A 13937-nucleotide genomic window follows, 5' to 3' on the forward strand; every position below is an offset into this window, starting at 1 on the left:
ACGACACGATGGCCGCCGGTGAAGCTCACCGGGGGACGGTTGCCATGACCTCCCCCGGCCCTGCCGCCCCCTCCATGGAGGCACTATCGATGGAGCGCGCTGAGGGCGGTAGCGCGTTTGTCTTAGCTACCTGCGAAAACCACAGGGCACTTGCTTTGGGGATCCGCTGTTGGGTGTCATAGTCAACCCGGACCAGACCGAAACGCTGGTGATAGCCCCAGGCCCACTCGAAGTTGTCGAGGAAGGACCAGGCAAGATATCCGCGGACATCGGCACCATCGTTGATCGCCTCCTTCACGGCGCGCAGGTGCGCCTCGAAATAGGCCAAGCGGTCCTGGTCGTCCACATAACCGAGGTCATCGGGCAGGTCGTCGTAAGCAGCCCCGTTCTCGGTGATATAGACCGGGATCCCGGCAGGACCGGTGTATTCCCGGTGGACGCGTCCCAGGAGCCGTCGCAGCCCCTCGGGTTGCACCTCCCAGCCCATCCCGGTGACGGGGAGACCCCGCGGAATCGAACGGATCCCGTCGGCCGCCACGTACGGTGACGAGACAGGCCGCCCCTCCGGTGCTTGACTGCCGCCATCGGCTGGGTCTGCTGACGCTGTGACTGCCTCGCCGTGGTAGTAGTTCACTCCCAAAAGGTCGAGAGGCTCGGCAATGATGGCCAGATCACCGCTCTGAATGAAGTCGTCCAGACCGAGGTGGCGGACGTCGTCGAGCACATCCTCGGGGTATTCTCCCCGGAACACCGGATCAAGGAAGATCCGGTTGAACTGGCCATCGATGCGGCGAGCGGCATCGACGTCGGCATCACTGGCTGGATCCACAGGATCCGGCACCGTGAGATTCAGGGTAAGACCCAGCTCTACGGATGGGTCGCGGCGACGTAGCTCCTGCGCGGCCAGGCCGTGTCCCAGGAGCAGGTGGTGCGCGGCCGCCAGTGCCGCACGCGGTTCCTGACGTCCCGGCGCGTGGATTCCCCCTGCATAGCCCAGGAATGCGGAGCACCACGGCTCGTTCAGTGTGGTCCAGATACGGACCCGGTCGCCAAGGGCCTCATGCATTACCGCGGCATACTCGGCGAACCGGTAGGCGGTTTCACGATTAGCCCACCCACCCTGGGCTTCCAGAGCTTGCGGCAGGTCCCAGTGGTACAACGTCAGCCAGGGCTTGATCCCTGCGGCGACGAGCTGGTCCACCAGCCGTGAATAGAACTCGATTCCCTCGACGTTGGGAGTCACACCGTCCGGCATGCACCTGGCCCAGGAGGTCGAGAAGCGATAGGCCTGAAGGTTGAGCTGTTTCATCAGAGCAACGTCCTCAGCCGACCGGTGGTAGTGGTCGCAGGCGATGTCACCGTTGTGCGCATCGGCCACCGCGCCGGGCTCCCGAGAAAACACGTCCCAGATGGAATCCTGCCGGCCGCCCTCGTGGGCCGCCCCTTCGATCTGGTAGGCAGCCGTGGCTGCACCCCAGAGGAAACCCTCTGGAAAGGTGATGGGTGTAGTGGTCATCCTTTAACTGCTCCTTGCATGATTCCTGAAACGAGTTGGCGTCCTGCAATAACGAATACCAGCAGGAGCGGAATGGTCGAAAGCACTGCACCTGCGAGAACCACTGAGTAGTCGACGAAGTGTGCTGCCTGCAGTAGCTGCAGTGCCACCGGAAGGGTGGGGTTACTGGGATCGAGCACAATGAACGGCCAGAAGAAGTTGGTCCACGTGGCCATGAAGGTGAAGAGGGCCAGCATGGCGGCGGCGGGCCGCGCGGCCGGAAGGCCCACATGCCAGAACGCCCTGATCATTGACGCGCCGTCCACCCGCACCGCCTCGATCAGCTCATCGGGCAGGGCTTCCCTGATGTACTGGGTCATCCAGAACACACCGAACGCCGTCACGAGGGCCGGGATGATGACCGCCCACAGAGACCCGGTCCAACCGAACCTGGACATGACGATGAACAATGGCACCACACCGAGCTGGGTCGGCACAGCCATGGTGGCAATGACGAACACCAGCAGCCATTTGCTGCCCCTGAACTTCAGTTTCGCGAAGGCAAACCCCGCCAGCGTGGAGAAAAACACCACCGAAAACGCCGTGACGGTGGACACCACCAGGGAGTTGCCTAGCGCTTGCCAGAACGGGATGCTATCCATCACTTCTGCCGCGTTGGCCAGGAAGTTGCCTCCCGGGCTTAAGGGGATCCCTCTCGAGAGAACAGTGCTGTCGTGACTGCCGACGAGGAACGACCAGTACAGCGGAAACAACGAACCCAGCAGGACTGCGCCGAGGAAGCCGTAGGTGATGAAACCCGGACGCCGGCCGGTCCCCCCTGGACCCGGGCGCCGTCGGCGGCCGCCCTTACGGGCGGCAGCCTTCGCCGCTCCCTTGCCGGCTGTCTGTGCGATCAACGGTATGGAACTCACTTGGCACCTCCCTGGTTAGCGATGCGACGGGTGATGAAGAAGTTCAGCACAGCGATCAGCACGATGATGAGGAACAGCAGCCAGGCAACGGCTGACGCGCGTCCAAAGTTGCGTTGCCCCCACCCGAGTTCCCAGATGTACATGGTGAGGGTCTGCCACTGTCGGTCTGACCCGCCCAGCCCATACTGGTCGAAGACGCGTGGCTCATCAAAGATTTGAAGTCCGCCAATGGTGGAGGTGATCACCACAAAGATTACTGTGGGTCGCAGCATTGGGACCGTGAGGGAAAAGAACTGGCGCAGCCGGCCCGCACCATCGATCGCTGCTGACTCATAGACGTCCCTGGGAATCGCCTGCATAGCGGCGAGGAAGATCAGGGTGTTGTATCCGGTCCAGCGGAAGTTCACCATGGTGGCAATGGCCACATGGCTGGCAGTGGCATCAGAATGCCACCGGATTCCCTCAAACCCGAGAAACCGCAGGATTTCGTTGACCAGTCCAAATTGGTCAGCAAAGAGATTGTTGAAGATCAGACCAACAGCAACGGGCGCGACGACGAAGGGAATCAGGACCCCCATCCGCCAGAACGTTTTTGCCCTGAGGTTGGCGTCAAGGAAAGCCGCAATGACCAGCGCCGCCACCACCTGAGGCACCGAGGACAGCAGGAAGATACTGAAGGTATTGCCCACTGCATTCCAGAAGAACGGCTGGGACAGGACGAACGAGTAGTTTTCCAATCCGGTGAACTCCCCCTGCCCGCCGATCAGGTTCCAGTTATGAATGGAAACCCAGGCCGTGTATCCCAGGGGGAAGAGACCGGTGATGGCGAACAGGAGGAAGAACGGCGAGATGTAGAGGTAGGGGGAGAACTTCACATCCCAGTGGGAGAGCCGATGGGAGAAAGCTATTCGCCGGACCCTCCTTGACTCTGGTGGGCGCCGGGGCGGGGCTGGTTTCAGCCCGCGGTCAGTGATGGCCATGATGTTAGAGAGCGTTGACCGCGGTGACGAACTTGTCCCAGGAGGATGCCTCGTCGTCTGTCTGATCGACATCGACTCGCGTCAGGGCCTGCTGCATCGCATCATTGATCGGGAAATACTTCGGCCCCTTGAAGGGGGTGACATCCACGGCCAAAGCCCTTTCGGCAAGGATTTCGCCGGTGGGTGCTTCGTTGAAGAATTCGTTGGTTGCGCTCAGCAGATCCGGGCTTTCGAGAGCATCAACCTGGCTTGGGAAGGTTCCCTTCGAGGTGAACGCCTTGATCTGTTGCTCGGGTGCGGTGAGCCAGTCCGCCAGTTTCTTGGCCTCGGCCTGGTTTTCACCCTGTACCGGAACCGTCAGATAGGATCCTCCCCAGTTGCCGCCGCCGCCGGGAAAGACGTTGGCGATGTCCCATCCCTCTACGCCGTCGGCATTGCCTTCAATCACACCGAGCATCCAGCCGGGACACAGCATGGTGGCAAACGCATCCGACTGGAATCCTGCGGTCCAGTCTTCGCTCCACTGGCCCAGGTGTGCCGAAAGATTGTCGTCAACGGAGGCAGCGAGAACCGTTTCGTAGATCTCCTTAACCTCAGCGTTGTCGGCGGCGATGATGGTGCCGTCCTCAGTTTCGTAGGCGTTTTCGACCTGATTGATCATGCCCTGGTAGGTGGCTCCCGCCGAATCGAACCACGCGACTCCGTCGCTTGCGGCGACGAAGTCCCGGCCAGCCTCGAAGTAGCTATCCCAGGTACCGCCGAGCATCGTTGCGACTTCCTCCCTGTCGGTGGGCAGACCGGCTTCCTCAAAGAGGTCGGACCGGTAGCAAACAGCTTGGGGGCCAACGTCGGTGCCATACCCAATGAGCTTGCCGTCGGGGGTAGTGGCGGCCTCGGTTTTCCAGTCCAGCCAGCGGCCGTCGACTGCCGGGTCGGCGAGGTCAGCGAACTGGTCGGGGAATTCCATCAGTTCGGCCAGCCAGTCAACCTCGATGGCTTCGACGTCGGACAAACCTGATCCTGCGGCGAGGCGGGTCGTGAGATTATCACGGGCCTCGTTGGAGGTCGCCGCTTTCTTGTGTTCGATGGTGACGTTGTCGTTGAGTTCTTCATATTCGGTGAAGAGGTCCTCGTACCCGAACTCGTTGAAGGTGGCAACGGTGAGGGTGACGTCTGACTCGCCGGTAGCGTCGTCGATATTGCCCGCCGGGGCTGAATTGGAACCGCAGGCTGAGACGGCGAGGGCCAGGCAAACTGCGCTGGCTGATAGTGCGGTGAATCTTGCTCGATTGTGCACGGGGTGACTCCTTTGTCGGGTGTTGACCTAAATCGTCATGGGAGCGCTCTCACGTTCTTGATTCATCTTTGAGTGACCTGCGTCTCATGTCAAGTGGGAGCGCTTCCACGGATCCATTTCGGGATCACTTCGAACCAAAGCTCCTAGTCAGACGAGCGTGCTCGAATCGGCCGTAATCAAATCGTTATGCGCCATGGAACGCGTCCGGCCACGCGGGTGCGCCATCGACCCGTCCGCTAGTGCGTCATCTCTTGACACCGTCCCGCCCGCGGGATTATCTGAATGAACATTCGGTCACTAAAATGAATCACCTATCAGCGATACCTAAGTGAGGCTCCAATGGCGGACACCGGCGTCCAACCCACGCATCCGATTCTCGAACGGGACCACGCCTCGCGCTGGCTCGGGATCGACGTCGTTGCCCTCGACGACGGTTACGCGGTGATCACCATGACGCTCCGCCACGAAATGCTGAACGGGTTCGGGATAGCTCACGGCGGGATGGTGTTTGCGTTCGCCGACTCGGCGTTCGCCCTGGCCTGCAACCCGGTCGGTAAGACCGAAACTGCCACGGTGGCCTCGGGCGCGGACATCACCTTCCTCGCATCCGCGCAGCCCGGCGACCGACTGACTGCCACCGCCACCCGCCGCGCGTCGGCGGGGCGCAGCGGTCTCTACGACATTTCGGTGACCGCCGAGAACAGCGAGGGCACGCGTGCGATTGCCGAGTTCCGTGGGCGGTCCCGCACCATCCCGAATCCGCAACGCATCATGCCCAACAACGCAACCTCCGACAGCTCCACCGGCACCAGGACAGAAAAGAGCCTCCCATGACCAGCACGGCACTCAAGGCCACCGCCGCGGATCCCGCAACCCTCGACGCCGAGGAGCTGATGTCCCGCGATCAGATCGAGGCTCTTCAGCTAACCCGCCTGAAGCACACCGTGCAGTACGCCTACGAAAACGTGCCGCTGTACCGGGACAAGTTCGATGCGGCGGGGGTGCATCCCACCGACCTCAAGGAACTCAGCGACCTCTCGGCCTTCCCGTACACCACCAAGGAGGACCTGCGGCGAACCTACCCTTTTGGGATGTTCGCCGTCCCCCAGAACCGGGTGGCGCGGATCCACGCGTCGTCGGGCACCACTGGCCGCCCGACGGTCGTCGGCTACACCACCGGTGATCTTGACCGCTGGGCCACGCTGGTGGCCCGGTCGCTCCGCGCGTCGGGCGTCAAGAAGGGCGACAAGGTCCACAACGCGTACGGCTACGGGCTTTTCACGGGAGGCCTCGGGGCCCACTTCGGGGCCGAGAAGCTCGGTTGCACGGTGATCCCCATTTCGGGCGGGCAGACCGAGCGGCAGGTCCAGCTGATCTCCGACTTCGAACCCGACGCGATCCTGGCGACCCCCACCTATTTGCTCACCATCCTTGACGCGATGGCTGCCGCGGGCATCGACCCCGCCAGCACGTCTCTGAAGACTGCTGTGCTCGGCGCCGAGCCCTGGACCGAGGAGATGCGCCACGAACTGGAGAGCCGGATGGGGTTCGATGCCTGTGACATCTACGGCCTGTCCGAGGTGATGGGCCCCGGTGTGGCAGGTGAATGCGTCGAAAGCAAGGACGGCTCCCACATCTGGGAGGACCACTTCCGGCCCGAGATCATTGACCCGTTCACCGACAAGGTGCTCGACGACGGCGAGCACGGAGAACTGGTGTTCACCTCCCTCACCAAGGAGGCGCTACCCATCATCAGGTACCGCACCCACGACCTGACCCGACTGCTTCCCGGCACCGCGCGGCCCGGCATGCGCCGGATGGGTCGCATCACCGGACGCAGCGACGACATGATCATCCTCCGCGGGGTCAACCTCTTCCCTACCCAGATCGAGGAGATCGCGCTTCGCATCCCGGCACTCAGCCCGCATTTCCAGCTGGAGATCACCCGTCCGGAAGGCCAACGGATGGATGCCATGACCGTCAAGATCGAACCACGGGAAGGGGTTTCAGCGCACGACGCCGAAACAGCGGCCAGCCACCTCAGCGAGCAGATCAAGATCCACATCGGGTCCAGCTGCGCGGTCACCGTCGCTGAGCCGGGTTCACTGGCCCGGTCGAGCGGCAAACTCCGCCGCATCTATGACCTGCGACCCAAGGGCGGCAGCTGATGCCGACCGCTTCCCAGCAGACGGGCAACCGACGCGGACGGCCCGGCTACGACCAGCAGACCGTCCTGACGATCGCCGTCGACGTGTTCAACCGACACGGCTATGAGGCAACGTCGATGGGTATCCTCGCCGAGAACCTGGGGATCAGCAAGTCCGCCATCTACCACCATGTCCCCTCCAAGGGGGACCTGCTCCGCCTCGCGCTCGATCACGCACTCGGCGGGCTGGAAGCCGTGCTGACCGATCCAGCCGCCACCTCGGGCAAGGCAGACGCCCGGCTGGAGTTCGTGTTGAGGGGCACCATCGCCGTGCTGATCGAGCGGCTCCCGTTCGTGACCCTGCTGCTGAGGCTCCGGGGGAATACCGAGGTGGAGCGTGGCGCCCTGGAACGTCGCCGGGCCTTCGACCATCAGGTGGCGGCGCTGGTGGATGCCGCGCGCACCGAGGGGTCCCTGCGCTCCGATATCGACCCACGCACCACCACCCGCCTGCTGTTCGGCACCATCAACTCGATTGTCGAGTGGTACAAACCCGGCGGCGCGGTGTCACCGGATCAGCTGGCCGACGACGTCATCACGATGGTCTTCGACGGGCTCCACAGCACCTGATCAGCTGCATCGAGGACCCGGCCAACGAGACCCCAGAAAAGTGCTTCCCCCGCAAACTCGCTGTTGGGTAACTGCTAATCTGCGGCGTCGCCACTTTTCCTGACTCGGCACGGCGAATTTTCGGCGGAGAAAGGTCGGTTCGCAGATAGCGACCTACTTCTCGACGAGGGTCAGGACGTCGTAGGTGGCGACGATCTCGTCGTTCTGGTTGTGCAGCACCGCATCCCAGGCGACCTCGCCGTATTCTTCGTCTTCACGCGGGGTGATCCGCTTGGACGTCAGGGTGACGCGGATCGAATCACCGGCGGCCACCGGGGTGATGAACCGCAGGTTCTCCAGCCCATAGTTGGCGAGCACCGGACCCGGAGCGGGGTCGACGAACAATCCCGCACCCCAGGACAGCAACAGGTACCCGTGCGCCACGATGCCGGGGAAAAACGGGTTGGCCGCCGCGGCTTCCTCGTTGGTATGCGCGTAGAAAGTGTCCCCCGTGCTGTTCGCGAACGCGGTGATGTCCTCGAGGGTCACCTGTCGCAGCTCCGAGCGGACGGCGTCCCCAATCCGGAGGGTGGCCAGATATTTCCGGAACGGGTGGGCGTCATCGAACCGCTGGTCGGCCCCGGTATGCCACACACCGGTCACCGCGGTGAGCATGTTCGGCGATCCCTGGATCGCAGTGCGCTGCATGTGGTGCAGGACCGAGCGGATACCACCGAGTTCCTCGCCGCCGCCGGCACGCCCCGGCCCGCCATGGACCAGGTGAGGAACGGGTGAGCCGTGGCCGGTGGAGCTGCGGGCATCTTCCCGGTTGAGCATCAGTACCCGGCCGTGGTGGGCGGAGATACCCAGGACCAGTTCGCGGGCGACGGCGGGGTCGTTGGTGCAGACCGTCGCCACCAGTGACCCGGCACCGAGGGCGGCGAGCCGGACGGCGTGGGCGGCGTCGTCGTACCCGATCACCGACGCCACCGGACCGAATGCCTCAACAGTGTGGAGTTCGATCGCCTCGGCGTTTTCCCAGGTCAGGAGAACCGGGGACATGAAAGCACCGTCGGTGACGGTGTCCACCGTGCCGTCGGCACGGGTGACGCGGGGAGCATCAAGGGTGCCGTAGGCCAGCTCACCGCCGGCCGCGATCATCGTCTCGACGGCGCTTCTGACGTCCCTCAGCTGGTCCAGCGATGCGAGGGCGCCCATGGTGACACCCTCAGCCCGCGGGTCGCCGAGGACGACGCGCTGCTCAATGCGCTCCTTCGCCGCCGCGACGACGTCGTTCACCAGCGCCTTGGGCACGATGGTGCGGCGGATGCTCGTGCACTTCTGTCCAGCCTTGACGGTGATCTCGGTGACCAGCGACTTGATGAACGCGTCGAATTCGGGTGTGCCCGGGACGGCGTCCTCTCCGAGGATCGCGGCGTTGAGGGAGTCGGTTTCGGAGGTGAAGCGGACTCCCCCGTGCACCACGTTGTCGTGGGACTTCAGCTTGTTGGCGGTCGACGCCGATCCGGTGAAGGACACCAGGTCCCGGTAGTCCAGGTAGTCCAGCAGGTCACGAGCGGACCCGGAGATCAGCTGGAGCGCCCCCTTCGGCAGGATGTTGGACTCGATGATGAACTTCACGACGGCGGCAGTCAGGTATCCGGTGGGCGTAGCCGGTTTGACGATGGTCGGCACTCCGGCCAGAAAGGCAGGAGCCAGCTTCTCCAGCATGCCCCAGACAGGGAAGTTGAAGGCGTTGATCTGGACGGCTGCACCGGGGATCCGGGTGTAGATGTGCTCGCCAAGGAAGGTGCCATCCTTCGAAAGAATCTCCGGCGGCCCGTCCACCACCACGTTCGAGTTCGGCAGCTCGCGGCGGCCCTTGGACCCGAAGGTGAAGAGCACCCCGATCCCGCCGTCGATATCCACCATCGAGTCAATTTTCGTGGCACCGGTCCGGGCCGACAGTTCGTACAGCGAGGTGCGCTGGTCGTTGAGGAACTGCGCCAGCGCCTTGAGCATCAGCGCGCGCTGGTGGATCGTGAATTCGCCCAGCGTCCGCTGACCTGTGGTGCGCGCGTAGTCGACCACCCGGGCGACGTCGAGGCCCTCGGTGCTGACTACCGCAAGTGTTTCGCCGGTGCTGGCATCCCTGACATCCGCACTGTTGCGGTCGGTCAGGGAGCTGGTGTCGGGCGTCCACCAGGCATCCTCGATAAAACTGGGAACCGTCTGAACGCGTACCGCTGTTGAAGTCATCGTCGACTTGCCTTTCGCCTCTGGGTGTCTCAAGCGCCCGCCGCCCCCTGAAGGAGGATAACTGAACGGGCGTTCGGTAATATGTCCAGCGTACATTAGTCGACATTTTCCGTACCCGTTACTTTCCTCCCTAAGGAGCCCTCCGTGACCCATCAGGTCTGGCAGATTCAGCTTGGCGAACTCGACGAGAAGATGGGCGTGAAAATTCTTGAGCAGTCGGTTCAGCGGGTGGTAGCCACCATGCCGGTGGAGGGCAACCGGCAGTCGTTCGGTCTGCTGCACGGCGGTGCTTCCCTCGCCGTGGGCGAGGCTGTGGGGTCCTGGGCAGCCGTGATCCATGCGAGCACCATGGGGAAGACAGCCGTGGGCGTGGATGTCTCAGCCACCCACCACAAGTCTGCCCGCGAGGGTCTGGTCACGATCACCGCCACCCCGATCCACCTGGGCGGCACCCTCACCACCCACGAGGTGGTCCTCACCAACGACGACGGCGCCCGCCTGTGCAGCCTGAGGATCACCAACCTGATCATCGACCGCCGCTAGGTCATCCGCTAGCGGTTCCTTGCCAGCCGGTGGGTGAGCCCCGCCAATACCTGCGGCCACTCGGCCGCGACGATCGAGAACACGACGGTGTCCCGAAGACTGCCGTCGGGCCCCCGCCGGTGGGCCCGTAACACGCCGTCCTGTTTGGCCCCGAGCCGGATGATCGCATCCCGCGACTGATGGTTCATCCAGTGGGTGCGGAATTCGACGGCGGTGCACCCGATCTGGTCGAAGGCGTGGGCCAGGAGCAGCCACTTGCTTTCGGGGTTCGTTCCTGTGCCCTGGATGGAGGCACGGTTCCAGGTGTAGCCGATCTCGACCCGCGGGGTGTCGGCATCGATGTTGCAGTACGTGGTCATGCCGAGAACCTGGCCGTTGTCATTCCGGCGGAGGGTGAAGGGCAGCATGGCGCCCTGGGCCTGGAGCGCCAGCCGCCGGTCGATCTCCGCGGCCATCGTCTCGGGGGTGGGGACCGAGGTGTACCAGAGATTCCACAGCTCGCCGTCCCGGACGGCATCGACCAGCCCGTCATGGTGCTCAGTCGAGAGCGGCGCCAGGGTGATTGTTGGGCCGGTCAGCGTTACGGGCAGCAGTGCGGTCATGGGCTCATTCAACCACGCGATCCATCCTCCCGGGGGCTGCGCGGAGGAACCACTGGCTGGGTAGGTCAGCTGGCCAGGCTAGCCGGTCAGCCGGGCCCTCAACGCTGCCAGTTCCACCGCGGTGAGGCCCGCATCCAGGAGATACCGCTCGGCGTCGAAGACATCCAGCAGCTCCCGCAGATGGGCGATCGCACCGTCAAGACGCTCCATCAGCTCAGTTTCGGACAGCGGAACCTCTCGGGGAGTCTCCTGCGTGGAGTGGAACTCGTTGATCCCCCGGACGCCCCTGGCATAATCCTGGACAATCTCGTCGGTAGGGACCCCTGCGGCTGACAGCATCACCGTCACCACGAGGCCAGTGCGGTCGCGGCCCGCCGAACAGTGGACCACGACTCCGCCGTCAGGTGCGTTGATCACAGCCCTCACCACTGCGACGATCTTTTCCGGCCAGCGCCGCAAATTCTCCAGATAGTACTTCGGTGAGCTCAGGTACGGGCCGACCAGCTCCATGAACTCAGCGTCGGACTGGTCCTCTGTGGGGCGGTTGACGATGAAGAAACGGCCCAGGGCTTCATCGGCAACCGCCGGGTCGCTGTCCCTCCGGCCAAACTCGCCGGGATTCCGCAGGTCGACGACGGTGCGGACGCCGTCGTCGTGCGCGTGCTGCCAGCCGTCAGCGGTGATCCACTCGTGGCGGCCCATCCGGTAGATCCGGCCCGGTTGAATGAGGCCGCCTAAGCCGCCAAGATCGCGGGCGTTGACCGCGCCGTCCCACCCGACAATTCCCGCGCTGGAGGGGTCGGTGGCCTGGTCTGGGTGCGGGGTCATGCCCCACCCTAACAAGTGTCGACCGGGTAGCGGGTTCTTCCCGCTACCCGTATCCAGGAAGCCCCTTTCAGGAGTACCTTGAACCCATGAAAACTCCCGTCTGGTCCCTCTTGGGACGCGGCACTGCCGCCACACTTCTCGCTTTTGGCCTGGTCGCCGGCACCGTCGCCGGCCCCACCTCGGCCACCACCCCCGACCGGCACCGGGTGTCGGCCGACTATGTAGCGCTGGGGGACTCCTACGCCGCGGGATTCGGTGCCGGCTCCTATGTCAACGCCTGTGGACAATCACCGCTGGGGCTGCCTGGTCTCCTCGATGAGCGGCGGGGGATCGAACTGACCTTTAACGCCTCCTGCAGCGGAGCGAAGGCTTCCGCCGACCGTACTGACGCCGTCCCTGACCTTCCCGAGCAGTTGGAGCAACTCGTCGGCGCCGGGTTGATCGGACAGGGCACCGATCTGGTCACCCTTTCCGCGGGAGGCAACGATCTCAACTTCGGCTCGGTGGTGGGCGCGTGTGCCACTCAACCACTCGCCGTCTGCGAGCAGGTCATTGATTCCCGCACGCTCCAGGCCCAGACCACCCTCGCCGCCGCCCTGGATGACCTCTATGGGGACCTCCGCGCCGCCGCGCCGACGGCGGAGATTGTGGTCACCGGCTACCCTCACCTGTTCTCGCCACGATCGGGCTCCGAAGTACTCCTCAGCACGGAGGCGCAACGATTGTTCAATGACGGCACCGATGCGCTCAATGAGGTCATCCGCCACAACGCCCAGGCCAACAGTCTGCAGTACGTGGACGTGGTCCAGAAGTTCAAGGGACACGGCATCGGGACCAGGGACCCCTGGATCACCTATACCGGTTTCACCGCAATCGACGATCTGCACCCGAACGCCAGGGGGTATGAGCGGGGCTACTTCAAGGCGGTCCGCAGCATGGTCAACCTGTCCACCCTGGCGCGCTGAACGGGACCCGGCACCGAACGGATCCGGCGCTGGGTGAGACACGGCTATCGGAGCAGCTCGTAGAACCGCCAGAAACCGAAGTCCTCGATCGGTAGCGTCCTGATGCCGGCAAACCCGGCCGCCACCGCGTACGCGTGCAGGACGTCGCGGCGCATCACCGTCCCGGTGGCGGTGCTGAGTTTGTGCGACATGCCATCAGGCAGGCAGACGAGCAGGCTGAATCCGTACATGAGCCGCTCCAGTTCATCCCCCGGTGCGGTGAAAGTGTCGGCGACAGCCTCGTCCATGACAATCACGGTGCCATGCGGGGCGAGCGCCTGGCGGGCCGCGGCGAGGACCTCCACGGGGTGGGGCAGGTCGTGGATGCACTCGAAGGCGAACACGGCGTCGTAGGACGCTGCGGGGAGCACCTTGGCGTCCGCCTCCCAGAAGCTGACCCGGTCCTGCATGCCCGCATGGGTGGCATTGACTGTCGCCAGTTTCACTGATGCGGGGTCGACGTCGAAGCCCTCCACCGTGGCGTTCGGATAGGCGCGGGCCAGGGCGATGCTCGACCATCCTCCCCCGGCGCCCACATCGGCTATCCGGGCCCCGGGGAGGCGCAACCGCGCATCAAGGTGTTCGATCCCCCGCAACGCGCCAGGCAGGACCGACTCGAACCAGGGCCGGTTCATATCAGCTTGCGACTCCCGGGCGTCAGCGCCTAAGTCTGACCACCCCACGCCGCCTCCGGTCCGATAGGCGTCCAGCAGGGATGGCAGTTGTACTGCGGCGCCCGCAAACATCCTGGCCAGCGGGGCGAGGTAGTTCAAGCTGCCCTCATCAGTGAGCGCCTCCACCGCGCCCGGGGGGATGCTGAATCGCCGCTCGCGCACTGCGGCGTCCACACCGTCCGCCGGTCCGGAAGCGACGGCAACGATTCCGGTGACCGCCTGCTGTTCCAGCCATTCCCGGGTATACCGCTCGTTCGTCCCGGATCGCTGGGCCAGCTCGGCTGCTGTCGCGGGTCCGCCATCCCGCAACTGCCGGTACCACCCCAGCCGGTCTCCCAGATGGATGGCCAGCGCGTCGACCATGCCAAGGGACGCATCGAGCACACGCTGCGCCACCGCCTCCGCGGTTGGGGTAGTGTGCTCGTGATCCTGTGATGGTTGGCTGGGCTGGCTCAAAGGGTGCCTCCTGGAACACCTCACCGGGTGTGGCGGCTCCTCAACCAAAGCCGTCGGTGGATTGCCACTATGGCCCACCTTGCGGTCGCTGGCAAGGCCTTCGCCCTGGCTG

13 protein-coding genes are annotated in these 13937 nt (G+C 64.2%); 5 read left to right on the forward strand and 8 right to left on the reverse strand.

The annotated features are described in order from the left end of the window. Positions 1–25: 25 nt before the first annotated feature. Genes IWX64_RS01400 through IWX64_RS01415 form a run of 4 tightly spaced genes read right to left on the reverse strand, consistent with a single transcriptional unit; the run spans position 26 to position 4704 of the window. Complete coding sequence (locus IWX64_RS01400) at positions 26–1516, reverse strand: GH1 family beta-glucosidase (protein ID WP_196865355.1); 1491 nt, start codon at positions 1514–1516, stop codon at positions 26–28. After that, positions 1513–2427 (reverse strand): carbohydrate ABC transporter permease, encoded by a 915-nt coding sequence (locus tag IWX64_RS01405; RefSeq protein WP_196865356.1) that lies wholly within the window; start codon positions 2425–2427, stop codon positions 1513–1515. The genes IWX64_RS01400 and IWX64_RS01405 overlap by 4 nt, the downstream gene beginning before the upstream one ends. Next, positions 2424–3407, reverse strand: a complete 984-nt coding sequence (locus IWX64_RS01410) for a carbohydrate ABC transporter permease (protein ID WP_196865357.1) — start codon at positions 3405–3407, stop codon at positions 2424–2426. The genes IWX64_RS01405 and IWX64_RS01410 overlap by 4 nt, the downstream gene beginning before the upstream one ends. 4 nt (positions 3408–3411) lie before the next feature. Continuing rightward, a complete protein-coding gene (locus tag IWX64_RS01415) occupies positions 3412–4704 on the reverse strand; it encodes an ABC transporter substrate-binding protein (RefSeq protein WP_196865358.1) in 1293 nt (430 codons plus the stop codon). A gap of 339 nt (positions 4705–5043) precedes the next feature. Between IWX64_RS01415 and paaI the strand changes: the two genes are divergently transcribed. Genes paaI through IWX64_RS01430 form a run of 3 tightly spaced genes read left to right on the forward strand, consistent with a single transcriptional unit; the run spans position 5044 to position 7480 of the window. Next, positions 5044–5538, forward strand: a complete 495-nt coding sequence (gene paaI / locus IWX64_RS01420) for a hydroxyphenylacetyl-CoA thioesterase PaaI (protein ID WP_196865359.1) — start codon at positions 5044–5046, stop codon at positions 5536–5538. After that, a complete protein-coding gene (gene paaK, locus IWX64_RS01425) occupies positions 5535–6872 on the forward strand; it encodes a phenylacetate--CoA ligase PaaK (protein ID WP_196865360.1) in 1338 nt (445 codons plus the stop codon). Before paaI ends, paaK begins: the two co-directional genes overlap by 4 nt. Further along, a complete protein-coding gene (locus IWX64_RS01430; protein ID WP_196865361.1) occupies positions 6872–7480 on the forward strand; it encodes a TetR/AcrR family transcriptional regulator in 609 nt (202 codons plus the stop codon). The genes paaK and IWX64_RS01430 overlap by 1 nt, the downstream gene beginning before the upstream one ends. Before the next feature lie 153 nt (positions 7481–7633). Here IWX64_RS01430 and paaZ read toward each other — a convergent pair whose 3' ends face one another. Then, a complete protein-coding gene (gene paaZ / locus IWX64_RS01435; RefSeq protein WP_196865362.1) occupies positions 7634–9718 on the reverse strand; it encodes a phenylacetic acid degradation bifunctional protein PaaZ in 2085 nt (694 codons plus the stop codon). A gap of 192 nt (positions 9719–9910) precedes the next feature. Between paaZ and IWX64_RS01440 the strand changes: the two genes are divergently transcribed. Continuing rightward, a complete protein-coding gene (locus IWX64_RS01440) occupies positions 9911–10261 on the forward strand; it encodes a PaaI family thioesterase (RefSeq protein WP_245345874.1) in 351 nt (116 codons plus the stop codon). 8 nt (positions 10262–10269) lie between these two features. Here IWX64_RS01440 and IWX64_RS01445 read toward each other — a convergent pair whose 3' ends face one another. Together IWX64_RS01445 and IWX64_RS01450 are read right to left on the reverse strand one after the other, a co-directional pair. Continuing rightward, on the reverse strand, positions 10270–10863 hold the full coding sequence (locus IWX64_RS01445) for a GNAT family N-acetyltransferase (protein WP_196865364.1): 594 nt from the start codon (positions 10861–10863) through the stop codon (positions 10270–10272). Positions 10864–10941: 78 nt separating this feature from the next. Beyond that, on the reverse strand, positions 10942–11691 hold the full coding sequence (locus tag IWX64_RS01450) for a tyrosine-protein phosphatase (RefSeq protein WP_196865365.1): 750 nt from the start codon (positions 11689–11691) through the stop codon (positions 10942–10944). Positions 11692–11777: 86 nt separating this feature from the next. On the opposite strand from IWX64_RS01450, the gene IWX64_RS01455 reads away from it, so the two are divergent. Further along, positions 11778–12656, forward strand: coding sequence for an SGNH/GDSL hydrolase family protein (locus IWX64_RS01455; protein ID WP_196865366.1), 879 nt, complete (start codon positions 11778–11780; stop codon positions 12654–12656). Positions 12657–12700: 44 nt separating this feature from the next. On the opposite strand, the gene IWX64_RS01460 is transcribed toward IWX64_RS01455, so the two are convergent. Further along, on the reverse strand, positions 12701–13825 hold the full coding sequence (locus tag IWX64_RS01460) for a class I SAM-dependent methyltransferase (protein WP_334683072.1): 1125 nt from the start codon (positions 13823–13825) through the stop codon (positions 12701–12703). Between the last annotated feature and the right edge of the window lie 112 nt (positions 13826–13937).

This window comes from Arthrobacter sp. CAN_A212 (assembly GCF_015752345.1).
Taxonomy (GTDB): Bacteria; Actinomycetota; Actinomycetes; order Actinomycetales; family Micrococcaceae; genus Arthrobacter_D.

Coding starts and splice junctions, on each gene's coding strand:
- IWX64_RS01400 (WP_196865355.1), bottom strand. CDS start 1,516: ATGACCACTACACCCATCACCTTTCCAGAGGGTTTCCTCTGGGGTGCA.
- IWX64_RS01410 (WP_196865357.1), bottom strand. CDS start 3,407: ATGGCCATCACTGACCGCGGGCTGAAACCAGCCCCGCCCCGGCGCCCA.
- IWX64_RS01430 (WP_196865361.1), top strand. CDS start 6,872: ATGCCGACCGCTTCCCAGCAGACGGGCAACCGACGCGGACGGCCCGGC.
- IWX64_RS01445 (WP_196865364.1), bottom strand. CDS start 10,863: ATGACCGCACTGCTGCCCGTAACGCTGACCGGCCCAACAATCACCCTG.
- paaI (WP_196865359.1), top strand. CDS start 5,044: ATGGCGGACACCGGCGTCCAACCCACGCATCCGATTCTCGAACGGGAC.
- IWX64_RS01440 (WP_245345874.1), top strand. CDS start 9,911: ATGGGCGTGAAAATTCTTGAGCAGTCGGTTCAGCGGGTGGTAGCCACC.
- paaK (WP_196865360.1), top strand. CDS start 5,535: ATGACCAGCACGGCACTCAAGGCCACCGCCGCGGATCCCGCAACCCTC.
- paaZ (WP_196865362.1), bottom strand. CDS start 9,718: ATGACTTCAACAGCGGTACGCGTTCAGACGGTTCCCAGTTTTATCGAG.
- IWX64_RS01455 (WP_196865366.1), top strand. CDS start 11,778: ATGAAAACTCCCGTCTGGTCCCTCTTGGGACGCGGCACTGCCGCCACA.
- IWX64_RS01450 (WP_196865365.1), bottom strand. CDS start 11,691: ATGACCCCGCACCCAGACCAGGCCACCGACCCCTCCAGCGCGGGAATT.